This window comes from Mucilaginibacter gracilis (genome assembly GCF_003633615.1).
Lineage (GTDB): Bacteria > Bacteroidota > Bacteroidia > Sphingobacteriales > Sphingobacteriaceae > Mucilaginibacter > Mucilaginibacter gracilis.
The window spans coordinates 5,090,509-5,109,339 of record NZ_RBKU01000001.1; the positions used below are offsets into that span (position 1 = coordinate 5,090,509).

The 18,831-nt window shown below is 41.6% G+C and carries 18 protein-coding genes; 14 read left to right on the plus strand and 4 right to left on the minus strand.

Features of this window, described 5'->3' with window-relative positions; all coding sequences use genetic code 11:
• Positions 1 to 24 precede the first annotated feature (24 nt).
• The 14 genes from mnmE to BDD43_RS22620 all read left to right on the plus strand — a co-directional run bounded on the left by mnmE (position 25) and on the right by BDD43_RS22620 (position 11,577).
• Complete coding sequence (gene mnmE / locus BDD43_RS22555) at positions 25 to 1,410, plus strand: tRNA uridine-5-carboxymethylaminomethyl(34) synthesis GTPase MnmE (protein ID WP_121200004.1); 1,386 nt, start codon at positions 25 to 27, stop codon at positions 1,408 to 1,410.
• 233 nt (positions 1,411 to 1,643) lie between these two features.
• A complete protein-coding gene (locus BDD43_RS22560) occupies positions 1,644 to 2,210 on the plus strand; it encodes a helix-turn-helix domain-containing protein (protein WP_121200006.1) in 567 nt (188 codons plus the stop codon).
• An 11-nt stretch (positions 2,211 to 2,221) separates the two neighbouring features.
• The gene (locus BDD43_RS22565) at positions 2,222 to 3,337 is read left to right on the plus strand and encodes a site-specific integrase (protein WP_121200008.1); all 1,116 of its coding nucleotides are present in this window, start codon (positions 2,222 to 2,224) and stop codon (positions 3,335 to 3,337) included.
• A 10-nt stretch (positions 3,338 to 3,347) separates the two neighbouring features.
• Positions 3,348 to 4,250, plus strand: coding sequence for a hypothetical protein (locus tag BDD43_RS22570; RefSeq protein ID WP_121200010.1), 903 nt, complete (start codon positions 3,348 to 3,350; stop codon positions 4,248 to 4,250).
• A gap of 85 nt (positions 4,251 to 4,335) precedes the next feature.
• Entirely contained in the window at positions 4,336 to 4,683 is a 348-nt protein-coding gene (locus BDD43_RS22575) for a helix-turn-helix domain-containing protein (RefSeq protein ID WP_121200012.1), read from the plus strand.
• Positions 4,684 to 4,714: 31 nt separating this feature from the next.
• On the plus strand, positions 4,715 to 5,629 hold the full coding sequence (locus BDD43_RS22580; protein WP_121200013.1) for a toprim domain-containing protein: 915 nt from the start codon (positions 4,715 to 4,717) through the stop codon (positions 5,627 to 5,629).
• A 119-nt stretch (positions 5,630 to 5,748) separates the two neighbouring features.
• Complete coding sequence (locus tag BDD43_RS22585; protein WP_121200015.1) at positions 5,749 to 6,129, plus strand: plasmid mobilization protein; 381 nt, start codon at positions 5,749 to 5,751, stop codon at positions 6,127 to 6,129.
• Positions 6,126 to 7,109, plus strand: a complete 984-nt coding sequence (locus BDD43_RS22590) for a relaxase/mobilization nuclease domain-containing protein (RefSeq protein WP_121200017.1) — start codon at positions 6,126 to 6,128, stop codon at positions 7,107 to 7,109. Before BDD43_RS22585 ends, BDD43_RS22590 begins: the two co-directional genes overlap by 4 nt.
• Positions 7,110 to 7,128: 19 nt before the next feature.
• A complete protein-coding gene (locus BDD43_RS22595) occupies positions 7,129 to 7,677 on the plus strand; it encodes a hypothetical protein (RefSeq protein WP_121200018.1) in 549 nt (182 codons plus the stop codon).
• A 73-nt stretch (positions 7,678 to 7,750) separates the two neighbouring features.
• On the plus strand, positions 7,751 to 8,758 hold the full coding sequence (locus BDD43_RS22600) for a PDDEXK nuclease domain-containing protein (RefSeq protein WP_121200020.1): 1,008 nt from the start codon (positions 7,751 to 7,753) through the stop codon (positions 8,756 to 8,758).
• 503 nt (positions 8,759 to 9,261) lie between these two features.
• Complete coding sequence (locus BDD43_RS22605) at positions 9,262 to 10,263, plus strand: helix-turn-helix domain-containing protein (RefSeq protein ID WP_121200022.1); 1,002 nt, start codon at positions 9,262 to 9,264, stop codon at positions 10,261 to 10,263.
• Positions 10,264 to 10,375: 112 nt separating this feature from the next.
• Positions 10,376 to 10,846 carry a MauE/DoxX family redox-associated membrane protein gene (locus tag BDD43_RS22610; protein ID WP_121200024.1) on the plus strand — a complete coding sequence of 157 codons (471 nt, stop codon included), beginning with the start codon at positions 10,376 to 10,378 and terminating at the stop codon, positions 10,844 to 10,846.
• Positions 10,843 to 11,136: a hypothetical protein gene (locus BDD43_RS22615; protein ID WP_121200026.1), complete on the plus strand. Its 294-nt coding sequence runs from the start codon at positions 10,843 to 10,845 to the stop codon at positions 11,134 to 11,136. Before BDD43_RS22610 ends, BDD43_RS22615 begins: the two co-directional genes overlap by 4 nt.
• Positions 11,137 to 11,301: 165 nt before the next feature.
• Positions 11,302 to 11,577, plus strand: a complete 276-nt coding sequence (locus BDD43_RS22620; RefSeq protein WP_121200028.1) for a DUF6520 family protein — start codon at positions 11,302 to 11,304, stop codon at positions 11,575 to 11,577.
• A 61-nt stretch (positions 11,578 to 11,638) separates the two neighbouring features.
• Here BDD43_RS22620 and BDD43_RS22625 read toward each other — a convergent pair whose 3' ends face one another.
• From BDD43_RS22625 to BDD43_RS22640, 4 genes are all read right to left on the minus strand, one after another.
• Positions 11,639 to 12,925 (minus strand): TlpA family protein disulfide reductase, encoded by a 1,287-nt coding sequence (locus tag BDD43_RS22625; protein WP_121200029.1) that lies wholly within the window; start codon positions 12,923 to 12,925, stop codon positions 11,639 to 11,641.
• A gap of 11 nt (positions 12,926 to 12,936) precedes the next feature.
• Positions 12,937 to 14,334, minus strand: a complete 1,398-nt coding sequence (locus BDD43_RS22630; protein WP_121200031.1) for a RagB/SusD family nutrient uptake outer membrane protein — start codon at positions 14,332 to 14,334, stop codon at positions 12,937 to 12,939.
• A gap of 2 nt (positions 14,335 to 14,336) precedes the next feature.
• Positions 14,337 to 17,621, minus strand: a complete 3,285-nt coding sequence (locus tag BDD43_RS22635; RefSeq protein WP_162847150.1) for a SusC/RagA family TonB-linked outer membrane protein — start codon at positions 17,619 to 17,621, stop codon at positions 14,337 to 14,339.
• Positions 17,622 to 17,814: 193 nt separating this feature from the next.
• The gene (locus BDD43_RS22640) at positions 17,815 to 18,798 is read right to left on the minus strand and encodes a FecR family protein (RefSeq protein ID WP_121200035.1); all 984 of its coding nucleotides are present in this window, start codon (positions 18,796 to 18,798) and stop codon (positions 17,815 to 17,817) included.
• Positions 18,799 to 18,831 lie beyond the last annotated feature (33 nt).

An 18,831-nucleotide genomic window follows, 5' to 3' on the forward strand; every position in this document is an offset into this window, starting at 1 on the left:
ACCCAAATCCCCACCTTTGCATCAATGTCGCAAATTTTATTAAAAGAAGATACCATTGTAGCCCTGGCCACTCCAAACGGCGTAGGTGCTATAGGCGTTATCCGCCTTTCCGGGCCCGATGCCATTGTTATAGCCAACAGCGTTTTTAAAGGCAAAGATTTAACAACCCAAGCATCGCACACCATTCACTTTGGCAATATTGTGGATGATGATGTTGTTTTAGATGAGGTACTGGCATCAATTTTTGTGGCGCCACGCTCTTACACGCGCGAAAACGTAGTCGAAATTTCATGCCATGGCTCATCATACATCATCGAATCTATCATTAAATTATTTATTAAACGAGGCGCACGCGGAGCCAAACCCGGCGAGTTTACGCTAAGGGCCTTTGTAAACGGACAACTGGATTTAAGCCAGGCCGAAGCCGTAGCCGATTTAATTGCCGCTAACTCCAAAGCATCGCAACAGGTAGCCATGCAACAATTACGCGGTGGTTACAGCAGCGAGCTAAAGCAACTGCGCGAGCAGTTGGTAACCTTTGCCTCGTTAATAGAACTGGAGCTCGATTTCTCGGAAGAGGATGTTGAGTTTGCCAATCGCGGGCAGCTTAAACAATTGGTTGTTGATATTAGTAAGATGATAAGCAAACTCATCCAATCGTTTGAGCTGGGGAATGCCATTAAATTGGGCGTTAATACGGTAATAGCAGGGCGGCCAAATGCAGGCAAATCAACCTTGTTAAACGCCTTGCTTAACGAAGAGCGAGCCATAGTGAGCCACATTGCCGGTACCACCCGCGATACTATTGAAGAGGTGCTGAACATTAACGGTATTAATTTTAGACTAATAGACACAGCTGGCTTACGCGAGGCTACCGACACTATAGAAGCCATTGGCGTACAAAAAACGCTGGAAAAAATTAGCCAGAGTGCCTTGCTACTTTACGTGTTTGACGCTCAAACCCTCACCGCCGAAGAGGTACAACAAGATATTGCCCAACTTTTGCATCCCGGCTTGCCGGTATTGGCCATTGCCAATAAAACCGACTTACTACCCAACAGCAGCCTCGCTGCCGATTTTATTTTACCCAACGCTGTAAAGCTAATTGCCGTATCGGCCAAGCAAAAACAACACATTACCGAGCTAAAACAAGCCATATACAACCACGCCGTAAACGGCCAGCTAGCCGGCGACGAAACCCTGGTAACCAACATCCGCCACCTGGAAGCCCTCCAAAAAACAGAAGAAGCCCTTACCCGCGTACTCCACGGCATAGACAACCCCATAGCCTCCGATTTTTTAGCTCTCGACATTAAACAAGCACTCCACTACCTCGGCGAAATAACCGGCATAGTAACCACCGACGATTTACTTGACAATATATTTTCGAAGTTCTGTATCGGGAAGTAAATCCACAAAAGCTCACAAAATAAACACCCAGTAAATATAGCTAAACCCCTGTAAGTAAACACTTGCAGGGGTTTTATTTTTGTTTTTCATTTTTGAATAAATAAAATGTTTTGGTTAAATTTGTTCCTCAGTTGTTCCTTGTTTTAAATTTTGTTCCTCAGAATAAATTATAGGTGAGGTAACTTGACACTTTTAAACACTTTTGTACAATATAATACAAAACATAACAAAAAATGAGCTCAAATATTCGGGTGAAAAGAATTTGCCAGCATTGTGGAGACGAATTTGAAGCCAAGAAAACGGTTACTAAATTTTGTAGTCTTAAATGTGCGCAACGATCATACAAAGCAAATCTAAAAGCGAAAAAAGTTGAAATATGTAATCAAGAGGTAAAAACAATCAAAGAGAAGCCACTGGAAGAATTGAAGTCCAGGGAATTTCTTACCGTACGTGATGCAGCAAAGTTGCTCAACAGTTCCCGTCAGACTATTTATAATTTGATTAGCAGCGGCCACATTCGTGCGGTTAATATAAAATTGAAAAAAACACTGATCCAACGTACTGAAATAGATAAACTGTTTTTGATCCCAGAAACTGTTATTCCAATTTTTGCAATCGAAAAAAAAGTAAAAGAAACCGATTTAGAAGAATGTTACAATATGTCTGAAGTGCAAAAGAAATATAACATTTCTGAAAAGGCGCTCTATGATTTGATTAAACGGGAAGATGTTCCCAAAGTAAAGAAAGGTATCTATTCTTATGTTCCCAAAGAAAGGATAGATCAATTGTTAAACGCTTAAAACTATGTGATATGGCAAAGGTGACATTGAGGAAGAAGCCTATTTCAAAAGGCAGGAATGCGTTGTACTTGGATTACTATCCGCCTGTTCCAAACCCTGATACCGGGAAACTTGTAAGGAGGGAATATTTGAAAATATATCTGATCGACCGCCCCCGCACGGAATTGGACAGAGAACATAACCGCGAAACAAATCAATTGGCCGAAAGCCTACGGGCAATGAGGCAAATAGAAATTCAAAACGAACGTTTTGGTTTTCTTTCCAATAGCCGCAGAAATGGTGATTTTGTAGCTTTTTTTACCGGAGTAGCAAAAGAGCGTAGTGGTTCCAATGCAGATAATTGGGGCATGGCTGTGAAATATTTTATCAAATTTGCTGGAGAGCAATTACGGTTTTCTGACCTCAATGAAGTCTTTTGTGAACAATTCAAAAAGTATTTATCATCTGCACCGGGTATAGGTCGAAACGAAAAGAAAATCTCAACGAACACAGCCGTTAGTTATTTTTCGAAATTTAGAGCCGCTCTTAAATTGGCTTTTAAGGCTGGCTATATTTCAGAAAATATAGGTCAACGTGTCGATGGAATTAAGCCGCAGGATACCCATCGCGAAATTTTATTATTAGATGAGCTTAGGGCATTAGCCAAAGCTGAATGCGAATCGGTTATAATAAAACGTGCTGCATTATTTTCGGCGTTAACCGGCTTGCGTTTTTCTGATGTTAGAGCGTTAACCTGGCAGGAAATAAAGGGCTTTAAAGGAGAATATTATTTACAATACCGCCAGGAGAAAACAGATGGTGCCGAAAATTTGCCCGTATCAGATGAAGCTGTTGAAATTGCTGGGAAAAGGGGACGATCCGATGCAAAAGTATTCGATGGGTTAAAGTACTCCCAAATAGGTAGCTTTTTGCCAAAGTGGCTGTTGAAAGCTGGTATTGAAAAACACATTACATTTCACAGCTTCAGGCACACCTTCGCTACTTTACAGCTTGCTTCCGGCACAGATATATACACGGTTTCAAAGTTGTTAGGGCATTTGCACGTAAAAACGACAGAGATATATACCAAGGTTACGGATGTAAGAAAGAGAGAGGCGGCGAATAAAATAACATTGGGAATAGGTTAAAATTGAGGGTATGCAGGACTTTAAGAAATTCATTTTACAAATACAAACACTTGTTATTGCTGATAACATAGTGGAGGCAAACAAGGAGAACTCTTTGGCTGAATTAAGAGAGTTTGCATTGATAGACATTCTGAATTTGCCGAAGGAGCAAGTAGTACAGCAGGTCAAATATCTGGAATCAGTCTATGAGATATTTGTAGATTTTTGGGTGAATTATGATACTATACCTGACTATACAAGGCAAGATCATCAAGTGACTTTTTTTCAATGTCTCGAATTGGAAGAATATTTTATTGTCATCCAAAATATCAAAGTACCATCTTCTAAAATTACAGAACAGCTTTTACACGATTTACTGGAGATAATCAAAGAGAGACAGAAAATATTACGTCGTTTTATGCGGGCAATAGAAAATGTAATTGAAAAGGCCGGTAAGGCGGAAGCAAGAATAGAGATTAAACAAGGCAGCCCCAAACATCGTTTTAAAAACAATCCATCATTTAAATTTAAAACAGAAATAATTACTGACTTATTTAATTTGCTAAAAGATTATTTTGCTGTGGAAGAACAAGCGGAATTATTGAAACTATTGCAAATCACAGATACAGAAGTTGGCAAGTTGTTGCTATTTAATGGAAACGGAAATCAATTGGCGGATGCTTTTAAACAATTATTTGAATCAAACCTCATACAAGGTTGCAATAAAGCAGAACTAAACCTTTGGGTACTAAATCATTTCTTTTACAAGGATAAAGACAAGCAACGAAATTATACTGAAAAGTACTTGAACGATATTATATCATCTGACACAAAAGTTTGCCAGTCGCCTATTCTTGACGTTAAAAAAAGAGAAGGAGGTGAGTATGGAATTTTCCCGACGCAAAGAATCAAAAAGAATTACAACAAATATTAGGGTTACGGGAGGGTTGGAGGATTAACCTCTTGTAACCCTATAAAACACCGTTGTACCATTGCAGCATAAAACAAAATTGTGCTGTATGGAATCGTTAACATTTGACCAGCTGCCTCAGGCAGTAAGTAAGCTTCAAGACAAGCTGAATGACATTGAAAAATTATTGCTGGAAAATCATAGCCAACCAGCAGAACACGATGAGCTACTAAACATCAAGGACACTGCTAAGTTCCTTAATCTTTCTGTTCCAACAATATATAGCAAGGTTTGCCGCAAAGAAATCCCTGTTAACAAACAAGGGAAGCGCCTTTATTTCTACAAATCAGAATTGGTTAATTGGATAAAATCTGGTAGAAAAAAAACGGCTGCCGAAATTCGTCAGGAGGCAGAATCTATGCTTCTTTCAAATAGAAAAAAGGAGAATCGCAGTTAAAAAATTTCGTACATAACTTAATTTTTTGTTTATGGGAAAGCTAACTTGCGATACCGCAAAGCAAATTGATCTCGTAGATTATTTAGCCTCTTTGGGCTATCAGCCACAAAAAATAAGCAGGCAAGACTACTGGTACTTATCGCCGCTAAGAGAAGAAAATGATGCCTCCTTTAAGGTCAACAGAAAACTTAATGTCTGGTATGACCACGCTATGGGCAAGGGCGGTGACCTTATCGATTTCGGTACGCGCTATTTCAAATGTACCATCGGTGATCTGCTGCAAAGGCTGTCAGACCATTCAATGGTTTTTTCTTTTCACCCGCCCCTTTCAGGTGCGGCCATTGCGGGTGAAAAGAAAGAGACGGATGCGGAGAGCAGGATCGTCATCCTCGGAACCCGGCCGCTGGCCGGGGAGCCTTTGTTAACCTATCTCGACCAAAGATACATCTCGCTGGCTGCCGCGCGGCCGCATTGCAGGGAGGTCGACTTTTTATTGTACAACAAGCAATATACCGTCATTGGGTTTCAGAATAATGCCGGGGGATATGAACTGCGAAGCGCTAATTTCAAGGGCAGCAGCTCCCCCAAAGACATCACTTTTATAGACAATGGCAGCAAGCGATTGGCCGTATTTGAGGGCTTCTTTAGTTACCTGTCTTTCCGGGAAATGCAAAAGGGGCGTTCACTGAACCTGCCAAATTTTCTGGTGCTTAATTCCCTTTCCTTCTTTGAAAAGTCCCGCTCCCTGATGGAGCAGCACACGAAGGTCAACCTGTATTTAGACAGGGATCAGGCGGGGATAAAATGCACCGCCCAAGCCATTGAATGGAACGGGAAGCAATACAAAGATCAAAGCGGTTTATATGCAGGTCATAAAGACCTGAATGACTGGCTTAAAAGCCAGAAGCGACAACAGCCAAAACAGCGGCTAAAGCCGCGTTTTTAATTTTTCAGGGTAGCCAGCTATGTTTTGGTAAAACCAAAACGGCTGGCTCACCTCATGCTACCGCATTCGGTGAGGTTTTTTTTCATGCTATCGCATTCAAAAATACAGGGGAGGGAGATATGGAGCAGCAGGAAGTCAATTTAAAAAATAAAGGCGGGCGGCCTAAAAAAGCGGTAAAGCGGAACCAGTTGATGGCGATCAAATGCACCCTCTATGAGCGGAGAGCAATTGAAGCCAGGGCTAAGAGCGTTAACCTTTCCGTTTCAGAATACCTGCGTGAACTGGGTCTGACCGGAAAAATTGACAGCCGGAATAAAACGTTGCCACCGGAAGTTTTGACGCTGAAAGCAGAGCTTAAACATCTTGGTTCCAATATGAACCAGGTAGCAAAAAAGCGCAATAGCGGTGATGAGCTAACGCCTTTGGAAAGGGCTGACCTGATGGTCAATTCTCGAAGAATAAATGCGCTTGCAGACCAGATAAAAAGTTATTTACAATGATTGGGTACGTGGGGACAGGGGCATCCTTTTATGAATGCATCCGCTACTGTCTGGAAGACAAAAGGCAATTGTCAGAACAGCAAAAAATCGAGCTGGCTGCGCGGGATCATTTGCAGCATAAGGAGCGTGCCGAGGTGTTGATATACAACCAATGCGGCGGTAATAAGCATGAACTGACCGAGCAATTTTTGGAGGTGATGAAACTGAACAGGCGGGTTGAAAAGCCGGTATTGCATATCTCTTTACGGTTGGCTCCCGGGGACGTATTGACCAAGGCGCAGATGATGGAAATGGGACAGGAATGTGCCAAAGAGTTCGGGATTGCAGACCACCAGTATATCTGTGTTTTGCACAAGGACACCAACGAGCCGCACATCCATATTGCGGCCAACCGGGTAGGGTTTGACGGCAGGGTCGCCAGCGACAGTAACAATTATAAACGGATGGCCGCACTTTGCAGGAGGCTTGAAAAACGGTTCCGGCTTACACAGGTATTAAGCCCCCGCAAGTTCCTGTCGCCAGCCGAAAGGATATTACCCCGTCATGACAGCCGCAAAGAAAAACTACGGGCGGACATCAGGCAGACGCTTGAAAACGTAAGCGCCTATTCCTCTTTTGAGCAGCAAATGAAGGCTTTGGGGTACAAGGTGATTAAAGGAAGGGGCATCTGCTTTATTGATGATAAAAAGGTAAAGATCAAGGGCAGCGAGGTTGGTTTTTCACTGGCAACCATTGAACGGGTGTTATCCCTCAAAGAACAAATAACGGCTAAACAGAATGCAGTAAATGTAAATCCGCCCGTGAGCCGAACGCAACGATCTGCGCCATCCACCGACCTGCAAACGGTTCAACTGCAAAGGGAACTGTCCACATTGCTGCAACAGTTATTCAGGCCGGAACAGGAGGGGAACTATATTGACCCTGAGCTGATGCGGGATTTTAAGAAGAAGAAAAAAAGGTTAGGGCAAAGCCCGTCATAACAACTAAAAAATAAATACTATGGATACTAAAGGGAAAAACGAAGCAGTAAATAACGAGGTGGCGCAGGTCGTCCTGGAAGATCTGACCAAGGAACAAAAGATCAACACCCAGGCTATCCATGATCTGGTGACAGCCGTCAATGGTTTGGGAAACAAAATGGAAGAATTAAAGTCCGGGGAAAAAACAAAGAAAGCGGATGGGGAAACCGACTACCGGCCTGCGTTGGATAGGATTAACAACAAAGTTACCGACATAAAAATAAAGATAGATGAATGGCAAGCACCAAAAAAATTTCAGATATTATTGTTTCCTGAGCAGGATCGAAAACTTTTCTACAAAATTGTATTTGGCCGCTGGCTGCTGTACCTGGTCATTATGCTTTTTCTAAACGACTTATGTAAATGGGGTATGCATTACAGCGATACCCAAAAAGAAATAAAATTGGAGCAGTTGGAAAATGACCATATACGGAAATCATGGGATTACCTGTATAACAATAATGGCAGGGCGGTCAAAAAGCTGATGAATGAAGCCTATGACACTTCAGAACGAAGGGCAGGTAAATAACTCTTCCTTGTTTTTTATGTACCCGTTTTACTTTTTGTTAATTTTACCTGTTAAACCATAGCCCAGAAAAACAATGATAACCGATCAGTCTATCATATCAGATATTAAAGCCATCATACTTAAAGCAAGGGACAATGCGATCCGTGCAGTTGATACCGAGCGTGTGCTGATGTACTGGCATATCGGCCAACGCATTTTTGAAGAGGAACAGCAGGGAAAAGACCGGGCCGAGTATGGGGCGCAGTTGCTTAAAAGTATATCAGCGCAATTGCAGCCTGAATTTGGCAGTGGCTTCTCAATCCGGCAACTGGAGCGTTATCGCCAGTTCTACCGCACTTTTCCAATTGCGTCCGCACTGCGGACGCAATTGAGCTGGAGCCATTATAAATTATTGATAAGCGTAGACAGCACCGATAAACGAGAATTTTATATAGCTGAAGTAACCAAGAATAACTGGTCATCACGGCAACTGGAGCGCCAAATCCATAGTAGCCTTTGGGAGCGCTTGCTGATGAGCAACGATAAAGAAAGCGTATTGGCCGTTGCACGGAACGAACAACAGCCATCTGATGCTAAAGAGATCATTAAAGACCCGATGTATCTTGAATTTTTAGGGTTACACCGGGAGGCATCCTATTATGAAAAGGATTTGGAACAGGCCATTATTACCCACCTGCATGATTTTTTACTGGAACTTGGGAATGGATTTGCTTTTGTGGCCAGGCAAAAGCGGTTGCATATAGAAGGCGACGAGTTTTTTATCGACCTCGTTTTTTACAACAGGCTGTTACAGGCATTTGTTATCATTGAAATTAAAACCACCCGGCTCACCCATCAGGACATCGGGCAGCTACAGATGTATGTGAACTATTATGACCGCGTAGAAAAGAAAGCTTTTGAAAATCCCACTATTGGCATTCTGCTTTGCGCAGAAAAAAACAATGCGGTAGTAAAATTCTCACTTCCGGAAAATAACAAGACCATTATTGCCAGTGAATATAAATTGTATTTGCCATCGGAGCAGCAATTGATCGAGGAAGTGAAGAAAGAAATTGAAAAAAAAGAAAATGAGCAAAAGTAGTAAGCTGTATATATCATAAATCCATTCAACCAGTTCCCCAAGAGTATTTAAGCAGTTTAAAATATGGCATGTATTTAGCAAATGCTCTTTCGGCTATAGCAAATCCCCGTTCGTGTAATTTTTCCATTCACACCATAATTCAGCATTATTTTACATAATGTTGATGGTAAAACTTATGAAGTTACAAAAAATAGCCAGTTGATTTTAGGGGTAAAAACCCTCCCAAAAACAGGGGTTTTTACCCCTGTTTTCAATTAAAAACATTAAATATATTGTGCCATTGAGAATATAGCAGTTAATAACAAAAACGGCAGAACCCTATAAAGACAGGCCAGATCATTAACAACCTTAAGGTGGGTTTCCCCCCTGAGATTTAGAAATGGTTTGAAAACCTTTACCGATTGACCAGGAGATGCCCTTATGATTTTTAGCATTATTACCTCTGACCTTCCTGTCCAAACCTGCCTATGCCCTTTAATGATTAATCATCAAATGCAGGCGCTATGAAATTCAGAACCGATGAAAACACCAATAGTCATACCGTAAGAAGTAACGTTGTTCCCGAACCTTACAGGGAACTACTAATTCCCCTTGCGGGTGTGACCTACACAGAAGGCAATTTTGGCAGCATCCTTTCACAGGAAATAAAGGGATTGGATTACAGTATATGCCAGCACCACTTTTTTATTAACGAAGACTGTAAGTTATATGCAGTAACAGAAAGGCCGCTTCTTGCCATTAACTATATGCTCAGGGGAAGCCTGCTTGCCAAATCGCCGGATATCGGGGACTTTTTCCTTAAAGAAGGAACCTGCCAGATGTTTTACGTCCCCACAGTTGCACAGGAGTTAATTTTTGCGCACGGCAGTTACAATTCCATTCATATTAATGTCAACCCTTCTTATCTGAAAGAAGTTGCGGTTAAACATCCCAAACTGCTGCAACTGATCGGTCATGCTGCCCGGCATAGTGACCAGCTTGCCAGTGATACCCCGGTTAAGATCAAAACCCAAAGCAGGGCGATTTTAAAAGATATTATATACAGTGTAGGTGATCCCGGCGAACGGGATTTACAGCTCCGGGCTAAAATCATCGAATTATTATTAGGCTATATCAGGAAGCATTATAACATGGATATTTCCACAGATGCAGAGCAGGGGAAGCTACTTTCAGTGGAACGGTTCATTCATGAAAATTTAGCCAAACCACTACACATAGCAGACCTTGCAAGGCTTTCGGGTAAAAGCCAAAGTGAGTTCCACCGTTTATTTAAATTGCATTTTAACGAAAGCCCGCATCATTTCATCCAGCGGCTTCGGGTGGCCAATGCTATGGAACTGATCCTGTCTACCGATTACCCCATTAGCCAAATTGCCATTATGGTAGGCTTTGATGACCCCGCTCATTTTAGCAAGGCTTTTAAAAGAATTCACGGCACCCCACCGAGCCAATTCCGGGATAATCATTCAAAATCCCAAGAGAAATATACAAGTGAAAAAATATAGGTTTTTACAAACATGCATAAATAAAGTGCTATTACTTTTGATATCGCAGGCAGGAAATAGCCAATAAAAAATTGCAGGTATTCTGACTTTGTTAAAATCAAAAATTTTAACCATGAAAAAGAAAATCATAGTTGAAATCATCGCAGGTTCACTAATCCTGCTTTTTACCTATACGTCCGTCAGTAAGATCATTGACCATAGAACATTCCAGTTCCAGTTAGGCCGTGCCCCATACATTGGCGGACTTTCAGGGATAATGTCTTTTGTTTTACCAGTTGCCGAACTGGTGATCGCTGTTTTATTATTGTTTGAAAAGACAAGGTTAGCCGGTTTATGGGCATCATTTATTGCCATGACCCTATTTACGGTTTACATAGCCCTGATGCTGGCCTCCGGCCATCGTTTGCCATGCACCTGCGGCGGTGTCATTTCCTCGCTTTCATGGTTTGGGCACCTGCTTTTCAATCTTGTATTTACCGCAATAGCATTTGCCGGGGTTATGCTGTATAAAAAGCAGGGTGATGGTACAGCAAGCAGGAGCAACCGGCCTCTTTCTAAGTCACCAGGCTATGAAATGCCATGAAAAACAAATGCGAAGATACCGGGAAGACCCGGTTTGACAGCCTTGCCGAAGCTAAAGACATTATGCTCAGGTTCCGGGGAATGTGGAAACTACACAGGGAAGGCAAAAGAAGGAAGCACAGGCAGGGAAAGCCAGCTCAGAAACGGGCATATTATTGCGGCTATTGCGGAGGATACCATTTAACCAGTAAAAGCCTGTTTGGAAATAACAGAAACCCCTATAGCCATGACTATTACATGAAAACAATTAAAAAGCTTTTAAAGGACGCTTGTCAACCGCAGGCCGGTTAGGCTACAAGTATTTTGAGTAAGCGGTCTTTTAAACGTGTTCACCGGGAACGACCCCGCCTTTCCGGTGCATCATACTGAAGTGCGGGTCATTGCATAACCGCTGCAAAGCTTAAAAATCGAAGCATTGGGCAACAGCATTTATTTTATCACATTTCAACCAACCATATGAAAACTTTAAAAATAAGCCTCATGGCTTTAGCATTAACAATAGGCGTTGCGGGCGCATTCGCTACAAAAGCTGCAAGTCATAAATCAACCGCCGGGGTTAATTACTACTGGTATGATCCCAGTACCGGGGCCTTGTTGGATCCTGCATCAAGTCCGACTCCTCCTAATGGGTGCCCAGATGAAGGAACCATAGAGTGCGCAAGAGGTTTTGTAAACCAGACCGACAATCCACAGGGAGACACACCGGATAGGATAGTAAACAAATTGAACTAAGCTTATTGCAGCTTATTAATCGGCGGGCTTGGCTACTAAACCCGCCGATTTACAACCTTTATTATAATTGCGTTATAACCAATATATCTAACATCCTATATTCTTCTTTTAGCTGCAAGTCATATTTCAATAACTCACGTTTTACATTTTCAATATCTCTTATCGAACCATTGATTTTTATATCTACGTTGCCTGTAAAATGAGTTTCGTCTATTACTGGAACCAAATAGTCGCTATAATAGTTTGAATTTCCGATTGAAATCGCGAAGAATTGATTGAACGGAATATTGGTTGAATTTAATCCCGAATAATTGTCTGTTTTCTCAAAAATGACCGATTTTTTTCCTCCAGCTGTCTTCATCATTTTGTCTGAGATCAATGAAAGTACAAGACATTTTGTTTTTCGTTTTTCAATCACGCCTTTTAGCCCAAACGCACGTTCAATATCCTGCTTCATCATATCCCTGAGATTTTCAGATTTGTCAATGGGAACATTTATTTCATAACAATATTGATGCTCTATGGCCCATTGGTTTCGGTTTTCTTTTGGATAAATAAATTTTGATGAATCTTTCAAATTCAATAGAACTCTGTTCCAGTTCCGAAAGTCCATATTTTTATCATTGAAAGCATCTACAAGCATCATTGTCGGCAATATGTTCACACCACGATAGCCAATTGCCTTTTTAGTCGTAGGGTCTTTTTCAAAACCTTCAATACCGCGTGTTCCAATTATTTTTTTTGTAATTATAGATGAGTAGGTAAGATTTTCTACAGGGATGCTTCCGCCTTGTCGCCAGATTGGCACACCATCTTTAAAATCAGTCTGGACAGAGCTCAATTGTAAAGTTTCATTTTGAAAGAACTTTTCAAGGTTTTCGTTTGTGGCATTTTCACCGTCCGTGATAAACCTGAATACTTTGTCTTTATCAATCCATACATGAGTAGGAACTGTCTGGTAAGGAAAGTATTGTTTTAAAAAGCTGTTTGCAGTAACAACAGGTAAAGTAGTTTTTCTGAAAATTTCGGAAGTTTTTAAAAAACCTGATAGCATTTCTTTAGTATCCTGTGCAACAACAATGATCTGCAATTTATCTTTGAACGCTTCCTGTAACGCCTCTATTTTAGGAATAGCGTTGACGCATGGAACACAATGAATGGAGAAAAAATCGAGGATGATTAATTTTCCGTTTGGCTTATTAAGGTCAATTACTTCTGTACTATTGAATACAGGTAACGGTTTTATTTGGGGTATCTTTTCGCCAACTTTTATGATAAATGGAGCCTGAGCATAACACAGCTGGGTTAGCCCTAATAGGATTATATAAATTAATGATTTTATTTTCATGAGAGTATTAATTAATAGCCGGGATTTTGAACTAAGGCGGGATTGCGTTGAAGTTCAGTAAGCGGAATTGGGTACAAAGCAGCCGTTGACGTCCATGTTGGTTTGATCGCGCCTAAAACTGCATCAACACGTCCACTTCTTTTTAAATCAAGCCACCTATGTCCGCATTCGACAAAAAGCTCACGCTGTCTTTCTGCAAATATTTCATCTAACAAAGCAGATTGGCCAATTGAAGGGTTAGTATTAAATAGTAATGGTATCCCCGCCCGCGATTTAATAATATCAACATCTGAAACAGCCTGAGGGAGTTTATTTTGCTGCGCTAACGCTTCTGCACGGATAAGATATATTTCCCCTAAACGGAAAAGCATTTGGTATTCTGTAATTGATGCCGCCGTTTTAACCTGGTACTTAAATGGGTAGTAATATGTCGTGCTACCTACAGTTGTGCTTTTGATCCAGTTTAATTTGCGTTTATCTATGGCAGAAAAAGCATTTAGTAAATACGTCGTAATGCTAAAAGAAGGCACAACATTGGCATTGGGGATGTAATTATATCCTTCGTAGGTATTTATTGTTGCCGTAGAAATGGCACTTGTTGGCAGTAACTGGAAAATGGCCTCGGCACTATTACCTAAAAATACTTTATTGAGATCTGATACGATAGAATAGACACCTGAGTTAATAACCAAAGTAGACTGTTCTTCTGCTTTGCTCCAATTCTTTTGATATAAATATACCCGCGCCAGAAAAGCAGTAGCTGTCCATTTATTTATCCTTACTTTCCCTGTCGATGGATATGTTTCTGGTAATAGTTTTTGAGCATCCGTCAAGTCTGCAATAATCTGCCCGTAAATAAGTGAGACATCACTCCTTGGCGCTGCGGCGTTAGCCTGGTAGTCTGTCGAAGTAATCAAAGGGACAGAGCCGAAAAGATTGCACAAGTAGAAATAAAAATAGGCTCGAATAAACTCTGCCTCTCCTTTAAGTTGTGTTGTTACAACCGCTGAAATTGCAGGATTATTCTTAATTCCTTCTAAAATGCTATTTGACAAAAAAATGAGATTATACGCTTTGCTCCACATATAGGTACTCGTATAAGAGCTGGTAACTGTTATGGCATTATACCTGAATTCATCATAAACCGAAATAGAGGTTGTCGAATAAATTTCATCCGCTGACATTCCGGGATACAGATCAGTTCCGGAATTACCGATAGAGCCAATTAAAGTATTCATCTGTATGTATATCCCTAACATGGCCGCAGTCGCAGTTGCATCATCTTTAAAAACTGCGGATGAAATGATCTTATTTACAGGCGTGTCAATCTCGATTAGTTTTTTGCATGAAATAAATGGCATCATTAAAATAAGTATCAGGCCAACTATTTTATATTTTATATTTTTCATGATCAGAAATTTGTCTTTAAGCCAACAGTGATTGTTCTAACTGGTGGTGTTTTTTGTAACGTTTGGGTTTCAGGATCGGCGTATTTGTAGTCAGTAATTACCAATAAGTTTTGGGCACTGCTATAAAGCTGAAGGCTTTTCAGGCCAGCCCGCCGAATCCATTTTGGCGGCATACTGTAAGTCAATACGATGTTTTTAAGTCTTGCATATGAAGCATCGCCATATCTATAATCCGTACCGTAAATGCGCACATTATTTAACGATGCGTAAGCCGCACTTGTGCTTGTTGTCGTGTATTTTGAAATATTGCTAACATCACCCGGTGCCTGCCATCTGTTTAATACAATGATTGGCTGATTATACATCGTTCCAGGATAGGTTGTATTATTGTAGAGGTTGCCAATAATAGTTGTGCCGATTTGTTTTCTGAATTCAAACAGAAAGTCCAGGTTCCAATTTCTAAACTGTAGATTGTTTTCTAATCCTCCGTAGCACTTAGGTTCGGTGTTACCTATATTAATATTTTTGTCTGATGCATATACCGGTGACGTGGTTATACCGCCGCTGGCGTTTCTAAATTCGAGGATACCTGTCGCGGGGTTTATATCGGCAAATTGCAGGCCGCTGAGAACGCTGAGTGGCTGGCCGATGATTAAATTGCTATAGCTGGATGATGACAGGCGCGGAAATTCCTGTAGCCTGTTTTTAGGTACCGTAATATTAAAAGAGGTTGACCATTTAAGGTCGTGTTTCGACAAATTAATGGTGGTAATTTCTATTTCCACACCGCTGTTTACAACCGTGGCGGGGAAGTTGGCCATTATCGACGATCCTCCTGTCTGGGATGGAAGCGCATAATTGATCAATTGATTACTGCTCCTGTTATTATAGTAGGCCGTTGAAACCAAAACCCTGTCTTTTAAAAAACCTAATTCTAATGCCGCTTCCAGCTTTTTGTTAAGTTCCCATGCATAATCTGAATTAGGTAAACTTGTTGGGTATAGCCCCGTAACACCCTGAAAACTCTGAGAAGTAGGTGTATAGGTACTTAAATAAGCGTAGTCGCCAATTTTGTCGTTACCTGTTAGGCCAAAGCTTGACCTCAACTTGCCAAAACTCAGAAAGTTAAGATGTGATTTTATCCATTGTTCTTCGGAAAAAATATACCCAAGACCTATTGCGCCAAAATTTGAAAACTGTTTATCTGGCCCAAACCTGCTTGAACCATCCCTTCTGCCAGTGAGATTTAACAGGAATTTCCTTTTATAATTGAAATTTATTCTCCCAAATAAGGCAACATACTTATACTTAATCACTGTACTTGAAATGGAACTGCTTGGAGCTGCTGCCGGGGTTTCTAATAATAAGTCATTTGTGTAACCTGTTGCGGCGATTGTATTGCCTGTGGTACTGTTACTTTGCCAGGTTCCACCCAATAAAGCACTCAATTGAAGCTGCCCGATTGATCTTGTATAATCCAACTGTGGCTCAATAATCACTGAACTGAATTCACTATTTGAAAATGTAGAGAAACCGGTCGGGCTTTTTGAAGGATCCTGTGCCGCGATGGGCGTGGTGGATATTTCATTTATGTTCAGGATATTGTAACCGAAGCTCGTTTTGAATTTCAGCCCACCGGGAAACATGTATCTTACCTGCAAATTACTGATGAGATTTTTAGTTGAACCATCATATGTTCTTTCTAAGTATGCCAACGGGTTCGCAAAACTATATCCCCCGCTTGACCAGTTTAATTTCCCGTTTTGGTCGTATAAAGAAGGGAGGTCAGGCGGCAAGTTTAAATAATTGCTTAAATCGTTTGCAGTGCTATTATTATCGGTGGAGACGTAGTTGCCTGAAAATAGAATATTTAATTTTTTATCGTTGGAATAGTGGTTAATATTAAAAAGTACTGCACCCTTTTTATCTCCAAAATCTCCGGGGAACATCGTTGTTTCCCGAAAATAGGTACCACTTAATAAAAACTGGTTTGCCTCATTCCCTCCTGATATGGCAAGCTGAGCATTCGTTTGATGTGCGGTATTGCTAAGTAACATCTTTTTAAAATCTGTATATCGCGTTGTGTCCCATACCAAAACGTCATACGCATTAGCGCTGGTCATAGTCACATTGTCATTCTTAAATGCCTCCTTGCGCATCTGAACGTATTGTTGAGTATTCAGCCAGTCGGTTGTGCGGGTTGTAGCATTCCATCCGGTATAAACATTTGCGTTGACCTGGGTTGCACCTGCCATACCTCTTTTTGTCTGTATGAGGATAACACCATTTGAGCCCCTGCTTCCGTAGATAGCGGTAGCATCCGCATCTTTCAACACATCAATACGTTCTATGTCGGATGGATTTATACTGTTAAATGGACTTACAGAGCCTGCCGCGCCACCACCGATATTTCCTATGTCATTGTTGTTTGGCGCATAGGGCACACCATCAATAATAAAGAGCGGGTCATTGGATATGCTGCTATTGATAGAGGTACGCCCCCTTATTTGGATTTTAATCGCCGAACCAGGCAAACCGTTGGTTTCAGTTACAACTAAACCCGGTATCCTTCCATATAATACTTCTAAAGGATTGCCCACGGGTTGGTTTTCTATGTTTTGCCTTTTTATAGTATTGACAGACCCGGTGGTTAAGCGCTGGGTGGTTGTGCCATACGCGATAATTTTAACTTCATCGAGCTTAGAAATACTTTTAGCCAAAGCTATCGTCATGTTATTGGCCGCAGGAACCTCATAATAGTCATAGCCAATAAATGTTATTGATAACGTTGCATCTTGTGAAATATTTATTAATTTAAATACCCCGTCCGCGTCTGTTGTTGTACTAACAGTGGTGCCTTTAATTTTAACGGTTGCCCCGGGGAGTGGCTGTCCGCTTTCATCCGTTACTTTCCCCATAATGGTGATCAGCAACAAATTTGAAGGCGTGTTGTTACCAGGCAAGGGGTTTTGTTTCTTTTCAGTCGCGGCTCTGTAGACGGCGATCAGCTTTCCCAACTGCCTGAACTGGAGCGCCGTTTTTTGTTGCAGTAATAACAGTACATCTGTCAGCGGTTTGTTTTTGACATGCAATGAAACAGGGGCGATGTCTTTGACCGTACTTTCGTTGTATGTAAAGGTTACGCCTGCCTGCTGCCCGATCTGGCTAAAGATGGTCTTAATCGGGGACTGGTTGGCTTCCACGCTGACCTGCGCCCTTGTCTCATGTGCCATCAGCAGCGAGAAAAAGCTGAGTTGTATGCCGATAATAAGCGTGGATAAACGCATACATTTTATAATTACAGGAGTTACCTTACAGTAAAAATTTACCATATTTGTTTAGTGTTTAATGGGTTGAACTATTGAACCATGCTGCTGTCAACGGCTTCGACTCTGTAGGACAGCAACAAAAAAGTAAAGGCATTAGCAATCCCGCTCTAACGGGATTGCCGCCTTTGCATCCCTTCCCTTGGAAGGTCTGCTATCTGACCACTATTAACTTTTCATGCTGTTCGTATTTAAAATGATTGGAGAAACTAAGCGCCTGCAATACGGTGGCCAACGGTTCATCATCGAGTTGCAGGGTGATCTTTTCGTGGTACAGGGAAGCCCTTTCTACCCTGAAGGCGACATTGTATTTTCTTTGGAGCGCGTTTAAAACGTCCGTAAAATCATCCTCGTTAAAAGACAGCCTGCCATTGCGCCATCCGGATAGGTCTGCGGAGCGTACTTTTCTTTTCACCAGCAGATGGGTACCCCTGTCCAATACAGCCTGTTCATCAGGCAGGAGCATAACTGCCGGTTGTTTGTCAGGCAATACGCCAACCTTGCCATTGCTGACCGTTACCCGTATTTCCTTTTCACCGGAAAAAGATTTAATATCAAAGGCAGTTCCCAGTACGCTGACCTTCATCCCGTATGCATCTACGGTAAAAGGAGCATCCGCATGGTGCCGGACATCAAAGTATGCCTGGCCGTTAACCAATTTAACCGTGCGTATATGCCCATTGAAGGCTTCGGGGTATTGGATGGTCGTGCCCGCGTTGAGCCACACCAATGAACTGTCCGGCAATTGTAACCGCATCATTTTGCCATAAGGGGAAGTAAGCGTTATCCATTGTGCTGGCCGGGTATAATTCCATAGCAAAAAGGAAGCGAAAAAGAACAGTACAGATGCTGCGATACTTACCGGTAACCATAAGCGGCTTTGTTGAGGTTGACCTGTAACCGCAATACGGGCTTTTACCTGCGCTAACGCATAGGTAGTATCATAGCGTTCTATTTCACCCTTATACCGTTCAAAACTTTGCAGATCGGTTATTTTCTCCAATAACTGCCGGTTGCCTTCACGCTCCAAAATCCAGTCGGACAACTCGTTCTGCTCAGCTGCGGTTAAGGTATCATCTAACCGCTTTGCAATTAAAGCGGCAATATGTAAGGATTGGTGTATGTTTTTTTCCTGCATCTGCTGTTTCCTTTTATGAATGGAACAGCATAG

Bases quoted from the DNA above. Each gene is read 5' to 3' on its own strand.
- BDD43_RS22585 (WP_121200015.1), top strand. From the start codon at position 5,749: ATGGAGCAGCAGGAAGTCAATTTAAAAAATAAAGGCGGGCGGCCTAAA.
- BDD43_RS22595 (WP_121200018.1), top strand. From the start codon at position 7,129: ATGGATACTAAAGGGAAAAACGAAGCAGTAAATAACGAGGTGGCGCAG.
- BDD43_RS22630 (WP_121200031.1), bottom strand. From the start codon at position 14,334: ATGAAAAATATAAAATATAAAATAGTTGGCCTGATACTTATTTTAATG.
- BDD43_RS22625 (WP_121200029.1), bottom strand. From the start codon at position 12,925: ATGAAAATAAAATCATTAATTTATATAATCCTATTAGGGCTAACCCAG.
- BDD43_RS22570 (WP_121200010.1), top strand. From the start codon at position 3,348: ATGCAGGACTTTAAGAAATTCATTTTACAAATACAAACACTTGTTATT.
- BDD43_RS22580 (WP_121200013.1), top strand. From the start codon at position 4,715: ATGGGAAAGCTAACTTGCGATACCGCAAAGCAAATTGATCTCGTAGAT.
- BDD43_RS22610 (WP_121200024.1), top strand. From the start codon at position 10,376: ATGAAAAAGAAAATCATAGTTGAAATCATCGCAGGTTCACTAATCCTG.
- BDD43_RS22590 (WP_121200017.1), top strand. From the start codon at position 6,126: ATGATTGGGTACGTGGGGACAGGGGCATCCTTTTATGAATGCATCCGC.
- BDD43_RS22600 (WP_121200020.1), top strand. From the start codon at position 7,751: ATGATAACCGATCAGTCTATCATATCAGATATTAAAGCCATCATACTT.
- BDD43_RS22605 (WP_121200022.1), top strand. From the start codon at position 9,262: ATGAAATTCAGAACCGATGAAAACACCAATAGTCATACCGTAAGAAGT.
- mnmE (WP_121200004.1), top strand. From the start codon at position 25: ATGTCGCAAATTTTATTAAAAGAAGATACCATTGTAGCCCTGGCCACT.
- BDD43_RS22635 (WP_162847150.1), bottom strand. From the start codon at position 17,621: ATGCGTTTATCCACGCTTATTATCGGCATACAACTCAGCTTTTTCTCG.
- BDD43_RS22575 (WP_121200012.1), top strand. From the start codon at position 4,336: ATGGAATCGTTAACATTTGACCAGCTGCCTCAGGCAGTAAGTAAGCTT.
- BDD43_RS22565 (WP_121200008.1), top strand. From the start codon at position 2,222: ATGGCAAAGGTGACATTGAGGAAGAAGCCTATTTCAAAAGGCAGGAAT.
- BDD43_RS22620 (WP_121200028.1), top strand. From the start codon at position 11,302: ATGAAAACTTTAAAAATAAGCCTCATGGCTTTAGCATTAACAATAGGC.
- BDD43_RS22560 (WP_121200006.1), top strand. From the start codon at position 1,644: ATGAGCTCAAATATTCGGGTGAAAAGAATTTGCCAGCATTGTGGAGAC.
- BDD43_RS22640 (WP_121200035.1), bottom strand. From the start codon at position 18,798: ATGCAGGAAAAAAACATACACCAATCCTTACATATTGCCGCTTTAATT.
- BDD43_RS22615 (WP_121200026.1), top strand. From the start codon at position 10,843: ATGAAAAACAAATGCGAAGATACCGGGAAGACCCGGTTTGACAGCCTT.